14 protein-coding genes are annotated in these 12,526 nt (G+C 34.0%); 4 read left to right on the top strand and 10 right to left on the bottom strand.

Features of this window, described 5'->3' with window-relative positions; all coding sequences use genetic code 11:
- Position 1 precedes the first annotated feature (1 nt).
- Positions 2-1,096, bottom strand: a complete 1,095-nt coding sequence (locus MM213_RS16120; protein ID WP_241413901.1) for a putative type IX sorting system protein PorV2 — start codon at positions 1,094-1,096, stop codon at positions 2-4.
- Between the two features lie 423 nt (positions 1,097-1,519).
- Between MM213_RS16120 and MM213_RS16115 the strand changes: the two genes are divergently transcribed.
- Positions 1,520-1,849, top strand: coding sequence for a PadR family transcriptional regulator (locus MM213_RS16115; RefSeq protein ID WP_241413899.1), 330 nt, complete (start codon positions 1,520-1,522; stop codon positions 1,847-1,849).
- Positions 1,850-1,852: 3 nt separating this feature from the next.
- Complete coding sequence (locus MM213_RS16110) at positions 1,853-3,754, top strand: PspC domain-containing protein (protein ID WP_241413897.1); 1,902 nt, start codon at positions 1,853-1,855, stop codon at positions 3,752-3,754.
- 77 nt (positions 3,755-3,831) lie between these two features.
- Here the strand turns inward: MM213_RS16110 and MM213_RS16105 are convergent, their stop codons facing one another.
- The 3 genes from MM213_RS16105 to MM213_RS16095 are packed head-to-tail and all read right to left on the bottom strand — an operon-like array spanning position 3,832 to position 5,713.
- A complete protein-coding gene (locus MM213_RS16105) occupies positions 3,832-4,242 on the bottom strand; it encodes a hypothetical protein (protein WP_241413895.1) in 411 nt (136 codons plus the stop codon).
- A complete protein-coding gene (locus MM213_RS16100) occupies positions 4,220-5,410 on the bottom strand; it encodes a DUF4221 domain-containing protein (protein WP_241413894.1) in 1,191 nt (396 codons plus the stop codon). Before MM213_RS16100 ends, MM213_RS16105 begins: the two co-directional genes overlap by 23 nt.
- A 60-nt stretch (positions 5,411-5,470) precedes the next feature.
- On the bottom strand, positions 5,471-5,713 hold the full coding sequence (locus tag MM213_RS16095; RefSeq protein WP_241413892.1) for a hypothetical protein: 243 nt from the start codon (positions 5,711-5,713) through the stop codon (positions 5,471-5,473).
- Positions 5,714-6,022: 309 nt separating this feature from the next.
- On the opposite strand from MM213_RS16095, the gene MM213_RS16090 reads away from it, so the two are divergent.
- Both MM213_RS16090 and MM213_RS16085 read left to right on the top strand, forming a co-directional pair.
- Positions 6,023-7,423 (top strand): MBL fold metallo-hydrolase RNA specificity domain-containing protein, encoded by a 1,401-nt coding sequence (locus MM213_RS16090; RefSeq protein ID WP_241413890.1) that lies wholly within the window; start codon positions 6,023-6,025, stop codon positions 7,421-7,423.
- 34 nt (positions 7,424-7,457) lie between these two features.
- Complete coding sequence (locus MM213_RS16085) at positions 7,458-7,709, top strand: VF530 family protein (protein ID WP_241413888.1); 252 nt, start codon at positions 7,458-7,460, stop codon at positions 7,707-7,709.
- A 3-nt stretch (positions 7,710-7,712) separates the two neighbouring features.
- Here MM213_RS16085 and MM213_RS16080 read toward each other — a convergent pair whose 3' ends face one another.
- The 6 genes from MM213_RS16080 to MM213_RS16055 form a co-directional block, all read right to left on the bottom strand.
- On the bottom strand, positions 7,713-8,798 hold the full coding sequence (locus tag MM213_RS16080; protein ID WP_241413886.1) for a BamA/TamA family outer membrane protein: 1,086 nt from the start codon (positions 8,796-8,798) through the stop codon (positions 7,713-7,715).
- A 66-nt stretch (positions 8,799-8,864) separates the two neighbouring features.
- Positions 8,865-9,215, bottom strand: a complete 351-nt coding sequence (locus tag MM213_RS16075; protein ID WP_241413884.1) for a hypothetical protein — start codon at positions 9,213-9,215, stop codon at positions 8,865-8,867.
- A 333-nt stretch (positions 9,216-9,548) separates the two neighbouring features.
- A complete protein-coding gene (aqpZ, locus tag MM213_RS16070) occupies positions 9,549-10,238 on the bottom strand; it encodes an aquaporin Z (protein ID WP_241413883.1) in 690 nt (229 codons plus the stop codon).
- 12 nt (positions 10,239-10,250) lie between these two features.
- Positions 10,251-10,664 (bottom strand): helix-turn-helix transcriptional regulator, encoded by a 414-nt coding sequence (locus tag MM213_RS16065; RefSeq protein WP_241413882.1) that lies wholly within the window; start codon positions 10,662-10,664, stop codon positions 10,251-10,253.
- An 886-nt stretch (positions 10,665-11,550) separates the two neighbouring features.
- Positions 11,551-12,273, bottom strand: coding sequence for a helix-turn-helix transcriptional regulator (locus tag MM213_RS16060; RefSeq protein ID WP_241413880.1), 723 nt, complete (start codon positions 12,271-12,273; stop codon positions 11,551-11,553).
- Between the two features lie 44 nt (positions 12,274-12,317).
- Positions 12,318-12,526: transposase domain-containing protein (locus tag MM213_RS16055; RefSeq protein ID WP_241410203.1), on the bottom strand; the 209-nt coding region annotated here is incomplete at its 5' end.

Raw genomic sequence — 12,526 nt, 5'->3', positions numbered from 1 at the left:
TTCATCTATTATCCCAGCCTTTATTAAGTCGAAATTTTGCGTCAAGTTCATTCAAACTCACTTTTACACTGAATACATGGGAATATGGCGTCTGCGAAACACCTCCTATATCTGACAATGCATAGTCAATCTGGAATTTTTCATTCAGATAAACACCAAGACCAAAACTTGGCTTCCACGCAAAGAAAGTTGAATTGTCAAAATCTTTGATTCTTTGGACACTACTCCCTCCTGCTCTCAAAAATACCAAATTCCTGTAAGCAGCCTCCAAACCCAATCGCGGATCAACACTCACCAAATTGGTTGCGAAAATAGTATTCCTTCTTCCATCAAAGGTGAAATCCAAATCAAAAACTCCTTGAAATCGAATATCATCATTCATTTCAAAATCTCTTGAAACACTAAAAATTGCCCTTGGCAAAGTCAATTCAATAGAATTTACAGGGACTTCATTGTCTGTTTGCGCATAGATATCCCGCACCATTTCAGCATTGTGGGACCAGGCATTGAAAGTAGAAGTTACGTCTCTTAGCATGACACCGACCCTCCATTGATCCAATAAAACTATTCCTCCCAAATCCAAACCAAAACCCCAAGCGTGAGCAAATTTCCCTACATTTCTATGGATTATTTTGGTATTGACGCCTAGTTTAAAAACATCACTCACATCTCTGGCAAAAGACAATAACAACGCATAATCGGCAGCATTGAAAAATTGGATATTGTTATAGTTCAAAGCGCCGTTTGCATCATATAAAAATCTAGTATCCGGAATATCATCCACTCCAAATCGAATCAAGGAAATGGCAATCTGATTGTCTTCTTCAATGTTTGTGGTAAATCCAGCATAATCAAATTTGGCGATACCGGCGAAGTATTCGGCATGCATCAGTGAGAATTCATACTCGTGCTTCACTCCAATCAAGCCTGCTGGATTCCAATAAGCTGCTGTCACATCCCTAACGGAAGAAACCTGGGCTCCCCCCATAGACAATGCCCTGGCACCAATACCAATATTCATAAATTCGTTGGAGTACTTGGGGACAATGGACTGCGCGTTGACTTTAGCGAGGCTAAAGACAATTAATAAGACCATTATGCATTTGAAACCCCTCATAAACCTATTAAAATCTTCGACGCAAAGTAAAAATAAAAACAACAGTTTTTGCGTAATTCGAATAAAATTAAAATAGATTTTTAAGTAGAAACCTGTACGATTCCGTACGGAAAAATGTACGATTCGAAAGCATTTGGATTTTCTATAATTGAACTTGCAACTTACCTTCAAAAAAAAACACTTGACCACTACTTTTTCAAAAAGTGCTTTAGAATTAAAATAGCGAATATTTTTTTTCTTTTTTTCAAAAATCCAGTTCAGAGACTACCAAGAAACTGGTATAACAAGGTAGCTTATTTAACTTTGGTATAATTTTTCTTTAATTCTTGGCATGGGTGAATGAATGGAGGTATCAATTCCGTTGAATTTCACGCTCAAAAGAAAATCTAAATTAGAAAATTTATGAATGCTTCAAATACCCAAATCCAAATGCGAAAAGGCCTTTTGGAGTTTTGCATTTTGCATATTATCTCACGCGGTGAGGTTTATGCTTCGGACATGATTGATGAACTGACTGAAGCCAAAATGATCGTGGTCGAAGGGACACTATATCCGCTCCTAAATAGACTAAAAACTGCTTCCCTAGTATCCTATAAATGGGTAGAATCTGAGTCTGGCCCTCCCAGAAAGTATTATTCCATCACTAATGAAGGAAAAGAATTTCTGTTAACCCTCGATCAAACTTGGGAATCATTGGTAAAATCGACTCAGTTAATAACCTCAAAGCGCTAAAAAATGAAAAAGACAATAAGTATCAATATAAGCGGTATCCTTTTTCATATTGAAGAGGATGGATTTGCTACCTTAAAAAAATATCTAGATGCTATCAACAAGCATTTTTCCCATTATGAAGACAATCAGGAAATCATATCTGATATTGAAAATCGGATAGCTGAGATTTTCCTGAGCAATCTCAAAAACAACAAACAGGTAATCACTGCCAAAGATGTTGAAAATTTGATAGAGAAAATGGGGACTATTGCTGACTTTAAAGCTTTGGAGGAAGTTGAGGAAAAGCCAGTCGAAAAAGAAGAAAAGGCAGAACCTGAAAATGACTTTTATAAGTACATAACTCCTGGTGAGAATGCCAGCAAAGGTTACAAAAAGATCACAAGGATGGAAAAAAGCAAAATCCTTGGGGGCGTTTGTGCTGGTTTTGCAAACTATTTCTCTATTGATCCGCTTTGGACAAGGTTGATTGCGATTTTACTCCTCTTTAGTGGAAATCTGAAGCTTGGAAGTTTCAATTGGATGCCTTGGAATGCTAATTTCAGTTTCTCAATAGGTCTCTTTGCATTAGTGGCGTACATAGTCTTATGGATAATTTTGCCAGTATCTTTTGACGATCCCGAAGATAAGAATGTAAAAAAACTCTATAGAAATCCTGATGACAGAACACTCGGAGGTGTAGCAAGTGGATTGGCAGCATACTTTGGTATTGAAGTATTATGGGCAAGGCTTATTTTCATAGCTTTGATTTTTGCAGGTGGATCAGGGTTGGTCATATATCTTATTCTATGGATCATCACACCTGCCGCAAAATCCATCACAGAAAGAATTCAGATGAAAGGTGGTGCCATCACCCTTGATAATATTGAATTGACTATCAAGGAAAACATGAGTCCAAACCTCAACAAAGAAGAAAGTGCTGCAAAGAAAATCTTGATGGCACCATTTAGGGTTCTGGGGATGATTATCAACGGTATTGGCTCGGCATTGGGTCCACTAGGTGTGGTACTATTGACAATCATTCGGGTATTCTTTGGCTTAATTATCTTTATCATAGGATTAGCCATTACGATTACACCAATTACTGCATTGGCTGCATATTTCAATTTGATTCCTTTTGCTGATTTATATTACTTCGAACGCCAACAAATCCCTACTGATTGGCTTACCGAAATTGTACCTGTGTGGCTTGCAATAGCTTCATCGGTAGCAATTCTAATTCCAGGACTGGTTTTGATCATACTTGCGATAAGTGTGTGGGTAAGAAGGAATATCCTTGAAGCAAGGACTGGATTGATTACTTTCGGTATCTGGCTACTGAGCATTGGGATCTGTATATTCCAGATCCCCAAAGTAGCTTCGCAATTCAAGGTTAATGCTACTCATACGCAAGTAAATGAGCTCAACTTGGACAATCGTGTTTTAGTAATAAATGCTTCTAACAGCAATCTAAGTTCCTCTTTCAGACAGCAAGTAACTTTACAAATCAATGGAAAGGATGTTGGAAATCCAGAATTGATCCAGAAGTTCCAAGCAAGAGGAAGAACAAAAGAAGACGCATTGAAAAATGCCAAATCGATACCTTACACATTCACTTTGCAAGACAGTATTTTGACAATCAATAGGTCTATTGAGATGAATACTTTGGAAAAATTCAGGGTGCAAGAATTGGATTTAATCCTTGAGATTCCTTACGACCAAGTTTTGGTCATGGATAAATCTACCTTGCCGATAATCCGAAACACTTTGACAAAAAACGGTTATAAAATCAGAGATGTAAATAGCAAAAATCATTGGGTTTTTAACTCAGATGGTCTTTTGTGTCTCACATGCCGATCTGAGCATAAGAAAAGTGAAGCTGATTCTATATCAAGGGCAAAGTTTAATGAAGCCTATTTTATGAAGTAATAAAAACAAAGCTTCCACTATAATTTTTTCAAACATAGTGGAAGCTTTGTTGTTTTTTTAAAAAGATCTTTAAAACATCACTTACAATCTGATAACATTATTTCGAGCTCATCATATTTTTTAAGTTTTGCATTATCTAATTCAATGATTTCATTTCCATAAAAGAATTTAGGAAACTCTTCGATATAATTGTCAAATGTGCCTAAAGTATCTAAATAAACATTTGGAAAATTTATATTATCATAGCCAAATTTGATTTTTAAATTTCTTAAATTTGAAATTTTAGTAAATACAATTGCAAGACAATTTGTATCAATTTGCTTTTGAGCAAATTCTAACCCTATATCGATACATACAGGACAGCCGGTTTGAGGAATAATAAGAATATATTCTTCAGATAGACTTTCAAACTTACTATCTCCTTTTGAGCAAGAAGATAACATACAAATAATTGAAAAAGTGATACTAATTAAACTTCGGATAGGCATATTTATCAAGTATTAGTTTGTCTTCCCCTTTTTGGCTATCAAAACAAAAAACATAAAAATAATCTTCATCGAATAGAATGCTTGTATCGTCGATATTTTGAAGGTAGATCGTCTTCAGTTGTCGATGTTCTTTTCTATCTATAAATGTAATTCCATAGTTTAACTTCTTGTAATGCCCCTCAGAATGGAGGTCTATATTGAAATCTTTAATCCCAAGATAAGCTACTCTAATAATGACATTTTTCTCTTCATTTACAGCTACAGTACTATACCTACCTTGTTTTGCATTATACTCTCTTTGCAATAAAGGAGTTGATAAGACTTGTTGAAATTCATTAACGGATTCAATTTCCATAAATGATTCCATATGATTGATTTTCGCAAATATAGGTTTCAATTTCCCTGTTGATATGTCTTTTATATAAAGTGAATCAGCATGGACAAAACTATAATAGATTGATTTTTCAGGTTTAGAGTAAAATCTTGAAGGTTGCTTTCTTTTTGGAACATAAAAGTTCCCTACGATGTAGTTTCCTTTTGGGAACTTAGTATCTAAATAACTAGACAAACTATTCTTTTTATTAGAATCATTCCTTAGTATTAAATTAAAGTCTGTATGAAGTCCTTCTTCGTAAACCCCCAAACCTTTTTCATTTACTCCTCCTAAGGATAATATAGAATCATTGTAAAAAATAGGTTTGGAATTTGGAATTGCAAATGGCCAAACGCCTGGCTGATTTTCATATTTTTTTGGAATATTAAATATTTCATGTAAATCCCCATTTTCGTTTCCTATAAAAATCTGACGAAATAAAGAAACTATAAAAATAGAATCTTGAGAATGATAGTGAAAACCGTTTTCAAATTTCCCAATATTTACAGGCTGTTTTTCTGTTGATTTATAGGTGAAGGACTTCACAAAGTCTCCAGAATTCAAATCATACACTAAGAAACGATTCTTAATTGGTGACAATGCATAGAGAAGTTTTCGACCTTCTTCATCTATTATTTGAAAATGATGAATATAACTAGGCGTAAGTGAATCTAATTCTAATATCACCTCTCCCACTTTACCATCATAAATAACTATTTCATCTTCTACTTTGCTTTGATTACAAGAAATCAAAAAGACTATAGAAAAAACAAAATTGACTAGTTTTATTTTCATGTAAATAAGGTTTAAAATGTCTCCTTGCTTTATAATCAAAACAAGAAGACATTTAAATTATCAATCGACACCAACAGGAATTGTACAATTAACAGTCATTTCTTCTATTACCTCACATGACTTGTCTGGATCACCTATTGGATTCCCTGGTGGAATTTCTAACTGAAAGACAATACAAGAACCTAATATTACAGGCCCTCCCGGAGTTAATGGAGGACATCCATCATCAATTGAATCTTGTGCTGTAATGAAAGTAAAACTTATCATAACAATTGCAAAACATAATGAAATTATCTTTTTCATAATAAATAAATTTAAATAATTAGTATTAATTAAAAACTTAAAAGTGGCCACTAAATAAGTATTTCACAAATAAGAAAGAAAGAAAGAAGCAAGTATTTAGTTAAATATTTTTTTTAATAGTTTAAAAACATAACTAATTGATATTAAGATCTCTCAACAAACATTTAAAAACTCTGATCTTAAAAACTGATTTAATTTAGCTCTATTGCTAATTACTAATCATTAAATTATTTAAGCCTCATGAACAAAAAAATCATACATTCCGCTTAATTTAATTTAACTTTAGGTAATCAGATAAACCCAAACAAAATGAAGGTCAAGGTAAAATTTCTAGGTGGTGCCGGTACAGTAACTGGCTCAAGATATCTTTTGGAGATAGATAATTATAAGGTTCTGATTGATTGCGGTATGTTTCAGGGGCTCAAAGAGTACAGACTCAGAAACTGGGAACAGTTCCCTATTTCACCATCAGAAATTGATTTGGTTTTGTTGACCCATGCACACATCGACCATACTGGATATTTGCCAAAGCTTGTCAAGTCAGGATTCAAAGGTCCTATTTTCTGTACAAATCCTACTTTGGATTTAGTAAAAATACTCCTTTTGGATTCTGGGAAGCTGCAAGAAGAAGAGGCAGCTTTTGCACAAAAAAAAGGTTATTCCAAACATGAAAAGCCAGAGCCACTCTACACTGTAGAGGATTCCGAAAAAGTTTTTCCCTTGCTAAATGGTGTTGACTTTGAAGAAGTACAATCTATTATTCCAAGTTTTGATTTCACGTTTTATAATGCAGGCCATATACTTGGTGCAGCCATTTTAAAGATTAAAGTCAAAGGAGAAAATCAAGTGAAAAAAATTGTTTTCTCAGGTGATCTTGGCAGATATCATGACCCTATTCTCAATCCTCCCGCAAGATTACCGTTTGCCGATATTTTGTTTCTAGAATCTACTTACGGAGACAGGATATCAAAATCCAAAAAACCTGAAGATGAGTTGGGTTTTGCAATAAGGGAGGCATATCGAAAAGGCGGAGTTGCAGTGATCCCTGCATTTGCAGTAGGAAGAACGCAGCTGATCTTGAACTACCTCCACAGCCTACAACAGAAAGGAAAAATACCAAATATCCCTATCTATGTAGATAGTCCGATGGCGATAGATGTTACCAACCTATACAAAACTTATGGCAGCTATCACAGATTAAAGCCTCTGCTTGAGGAAGAAGGCTGCAACCCATTTACAAATAAAAATCTACACTATTACCAATCTCAAGAAGCATCAATGTCCCTAAATGCACTCAGAGGAGATGCAATAATAATATCTGCAAGTGGAATGGCTACAGGAGGAAGGGTTATGCATCACTTATATAACCGATTGCCAAACGAACAGGATTCAATTATTTTCGTAGGCTATCAGGCAAAAGGAACCCGAGGAAGAAGACTGCTAAATGGTGAAGACCATGTGAGAATGTATGGATTAAATATTCCTGTAAAAGCGTCCATTTCTTATGTTGAAGGACTATCAGCACATGCGGATCAGGAGGAATTGATTGATTGGGCACAAGGTTTCGTTTCAAAACCGAAAATGACTTTTTTGATTCATGGAGAGGATGAAGCGAGAAAAGCCTTGAGCCAAAAATTGAATGAAGAACTGGGTTGGAATTCAATCATTCCGGAATATTTAGAGAGTTTTGAGCTTTTCGAAGGAATTTAAGGGCTGGAGAAAAAATTAGCCTTAAATTTGGCGAATGGAACAGAATAACAAAGAAGAGTCAAAACAAGTAAACAATCCGCTCCATGGTGTGAGGCTTATCGACATGCTTGAGTACTTGGTAAAGGAATATGGCTGGAATAGTCTTGGTGCCAAGATCAATATTCGGAGTTTCAATAATAATCCATCCATGAATTCCAGCTTGAAATTTTTGAGAAAAACAGACTGGGCAAGAAAGAAGGTAGAGGACCTATACATTAGGACGAAAGAGCGAGAAGAATTCAAATAAATATCAAAAAGCCTCTCCAAAAGTCAAATAAATCCTAAGGTCTTCATTTGGAGACTTTGCGAAATCAAGCCTTAAATTCAATTTCTCTTTTTTGCTCAACTGAAATCGACCTCCCAGCCCATATGTAAATTTGGTTTGGTTAAAATGAAAACTATTTTCTTGCGAAAATATATTTCCTAGCCCAGCAAATCCTACTGCTCCCCATCTCGGCAGAAACTTCCATCTATATTCTGCCTGGGCCAAAACCAGATTTTTATCCCTAAATTTCCCTTCAAACAAACCTCTCAGTAATCTATTCCCCCCAACCAAGGGAAGTCCGAAAAATGGTGTATCACCAAACATCAATTCTGAATAAGCGTTCCAAACCAACACTGACTTTTCATTTATGCTATGCACACTTCTAAAATCGACTAACATCCTACTATAATTGTATTGACTTCCAATAGATTTATGGAAAGTCTGGAAACTTGACTCCGCAAAAACTCCCCTTGTAGGAAAGATCTGACTATCTCTTGAATCAAAATAAACAATCGGCCCTACCCCACTCAACCTTCCACCTACGGACCCCAATATGCCACCACTATCCAAAAGGCCATTTATCTCTACCGAAGTAATATCAAAATCATCATAATGATACCGAAAACCTAAGTAAAGATTTGATTTAACCTTACGAAGGTAATCAAACCTTAACCTGGGGAAAGTAGCATCAAACTGCTCTCTATCAGACTCATTTACGTGAGGTCCAATTCCATAAAAAAAATAGACATATCGATACCAACCTATTTCGCCTGCGAATAGATTCTTGTTTTCCTCTGTGAATATTCTCCAACTTCCATATGCCAAAAACTGATTTAGTAGCGTGTATGCACCACCCAAGGCAATTTGGCTTTTATAAGTTTTTTGATTTTGGTAGCCCAATTTGAAATTCGCGACAGCCCCTGCCCCAAAAGACCAAGAAGTCTCTGGTGTGTAATACACGAGGGGTAAAACTGAAATCACGGGCTTAGTAATTGCTGCTGAATCCTGAAATCCAGCAGCTATATTACTGTATGCAAAAAAGAAAGTTAAAATATAAATCAGAACACGCATTTTTAAAGATACGTATTCGGAATGTTATCCGATTTATTATTTGTTAAAAATGCGCTATAAACTCAATTAAATGATCAGAAAACTTCCCAATCTTTCTCTCAGGTCAAAAGAAGAATTAAGCATATCAAACTTATCTTTACTGTAGACCCTAAGCAGTCTAGAACCACTATATTGGATAGAAATATTATTGATTAATTCCAAAGGCCTATTGACATCTCCAATAAAAATAATGTCAGGTATCTCAATTAATTCGCTGAGCTTATTTTCAATTTTTTTTGAAGATGTAGATACGCCCAAACATTTGTAATGGCTAGTTGACAGTGCTTTTGTTATTTTCTCAATAAGCACTGTATCTTTTTCAACTATATAATAACTTATTACTGATAAATCTAATTTGTGATCATTATTTCTCTTCATTTCAATTGTCTATTCTTATCCGGTTCCTTTTAAATCTAGTATTTACATTTATTATATACGATATGGATATCAGCATTCTTACCTCAAGCAAATCAATTTAAAGCGTTTTAAGTCAATTGATCCTCCAACAACTAGCAATCTTTGAGCTCCGTGACGTAAACAACGAATATTAGTATGGTTATATTAACAAATTCAACAAATAGTGTCTTTGCAGATATCCATATTTAATAATTGTTTGAGTATATTTTATTATTCTAAAAGTACCCTTGAAGACTTTAAAATATTCGTTTGAGACACAGACATTATTGAATTCAGAAACCAAATGGCTTAAGATTATTTATTTTTTTCAAATAAATACTTGTATGAAAAACCTGCCAAGATTGCCCCAAGAACAGGTGCTACAAGAAATAACCAAACTTGACTTAAAGCCGCCGTTTCTGCAAAAATTGCTTGACTAATACTTCTTGCAGGATTTACAGAAGTATTAGAAATTGGGATGCTCACCAAATGAATCAAAGTTAAAGTCAATCCTATTGCAAGTCCAGCAAAGCCTTGGGGTGCACCTTTATCAGTCGCACCGAGGATTACTAAAAGAAAGAAATAAGTAAGCACAGCTTCTGCCAGAAAAACAGAGGTTAGATTGTATCCTCCTGGGGACAATTCTCCATACCCGTTGGAAGCAAAACCTCCAACACTAAATGAATCTGATCCATTGAGAATAATAAATAGTAAGGATGCGCTAACAACTGCACCAAAAACTTGGGAAAATATATAGGGAAGAATTTCTTTTTTTGAATGTCTTCCTGAAATGCTTAACCCAATTGTCACTGCTGGATTGAGATGGGCTCCAGATATATGTCCTATACCATAAGCCATGGCTACTACTGTAAGACCAAAAGCAATTGAAACTCCAACAAAACCTATACCCAGTTCTGGAAATGCAGCTGCAAACAAAGCACTACCACAACCACCAAACACCAACCAAAAAGTGCCTAAAAATTCGGCAAATAATTTCTTTCTCATTTTGTGGATTATTTAAATTGAAAATGATTTTAGATTACTCTCACATACTAATTGAACCATATAAAGTGTTAGATCTACTTGCGATGATAGATTCAATTTTTTCCTAATTCTATACTTTCTAGATTCTACCGACCTTACACTACTATTTGTTAATACTGCAATTTCTTTAGTATAAAAGTCTAGCCTTAAAAGTGCACATACTTTAAAATCCATAGAATTTAAATCTGGCATTCTATTCTCTAATTCATTAACAAAATCAGGATAACGTTTTGTGAATTCTGAAATAAACAAACCTCCATTTCCATCTTGAAGGAGAGATTTAACCCATTCTTTATTCTCAAAAGATTGAAGCATAACTACTGTGTTGAACTTAGAAATTTGAGCATCACTGTGAACTCCGCTTGACAAATAATGATTACTGAACATATTCAAAAGGTTTTAAATGAATAGAAGCATTTGTTGATATTTTGATTTCAAGCAAATGATAAACATATGCTTTGCCGCTAAGAGAAATTCAAAAACATGAAGTATGAAAAACAAATCATTAAAACACGTATGAAGAACGTTCTCTACTGCTACAAAGAATTACACAAAAGAGCTCTGTTATTTGAAAAAACCAAAAAAACAACATCCTACAAAAATACTACACAGATCTACGCAGTATCAAAAACCGCGTAAAACGAGTTTAAACAGTTATTTTTTAAAGAAAAACTTTTTTATTTACAGAGTCGGCTAAAAATGTTTTTATTCGGTTATAATCCAGTTTTAAAATTTCTTGTAATCTAATAATGTTTAATATTATACTATTTAAATCTTCAAAAATATTAAAACAATATTTTATACCATTTAAATATTTTATCAACTCTAAAAGTATAATTATAATTTAAAAAAATAAAATAATTGTATTTTACATACATAAAAAATAACTTTACAAATCAAAACCAGTAAGCGAATCTCCAAATAATAATGGGTATATTCTATAATTTGCAATCTTCGATATTAAATGATAAGTATATCCATTTTCATACCAGTAGAATCTAAATAATTGAATTAACCTGTGATTTCGAACCAATATCAATAAATATCCAATATCTATTAGTATCAGTTTGCCAAAAAACAATCGTTTAATTGATTAGTGGCATGATTGCGGATAATCATATTAAATGATATTGGTTATGCTGCAGCTGATATATCATTCATAGAAACTGACTACAAACCAGCAATCAACCATGGAATTGCAACTACTAGTAAATAAACGTATAACAATAATACTTAAACTACAAATTAAAAAATCTTAAATAACAACGGTAGTCTAAAGATTTCGTACCCATTCTGATAAGTCAACTGAAGAATCAATATTCAACTTTTTTCTAAGACGATACTTTTTCATTTGAATAGTTTTAGTTTGAACAAAAGTAAAGTTTGCTATATCCTTTGTTGAAAAATTAAAATATAACATAGCGCAAAGTTTCAACTCTTCAGTAGTCAAAGAAGGTGTTAACTTCTCTAATTTACTAAATATAGGCTTGAAAACTTCTTGAAATCTAGCTAAAAATGCCGAATCATTTGCTTTTGCCATTGCAATAACTTCATCATAAGTATTGTCTACTTTTTTCTTTAACTCATTACTTTCTAATTGCATTAAACGAACATCCTCTTCTACTATAAACATCTCATGTTTTTTTCTTTCATTTAACCAATAGAAATAAAAAACCAAAACTACAAAACCGAATAAATAGCTTATTAACAGATAATTATTCCTTTTACTAATAGTCTTAATCTTATCATCATTTAACCTAATCAGTGTATCCACAGTAAGGCCTACACCTAGTTCTTTCTTATTGTTCAACAAATCATTGAATTCTTTTCCTTTAGCTTTATAACGCAAGTACTGCAATTCATCATCAATCAGAAAATAGTATTGAGCCATCGAAGCGTATGCATCTACAAGAAATACATATCTACCAATTTGTTCAGCTAATTGAACTTGTTCTTTTATATAATCAAAAGCTGTTTCAGGATCCTTTTTCCGCAAATAAACGTATCCGTCCGAGGAACCCCATCTTGTATGGGATGATTTTATTTAGGTTGGTATTCTTCCCAGTTTGATGGGAGAAGTTGATAAAGGTCTTTTTGCTTGTGGGATTGGATTCTTTCGAACACGTCCTTGAGCCAATCGAACTCGTTGATTTTATTCTTTTTGCAACTTGCCATGAAGGAGTACATAGCCGCTGCCATTTCGGCTGCCTGATGGGATCCGGCAAAAAGATAAGCTTTTCTACCTACCG

Origin of the sequence: Belliella alkalica (genome assembly GCF_022549785.1) — a bacterium.
GTDB classification, from domain to species: domain Bacteria; phylum Bacteroidota; class Bacteroidia; order Cytophagales; family Cyclobacteriaceae; genus Belliella; species Belliella alkalica.
Note: the sequence above shows the minus strand (reverse complement) of the source record. Positions and strands in the feature narration are given on the sequence as shown.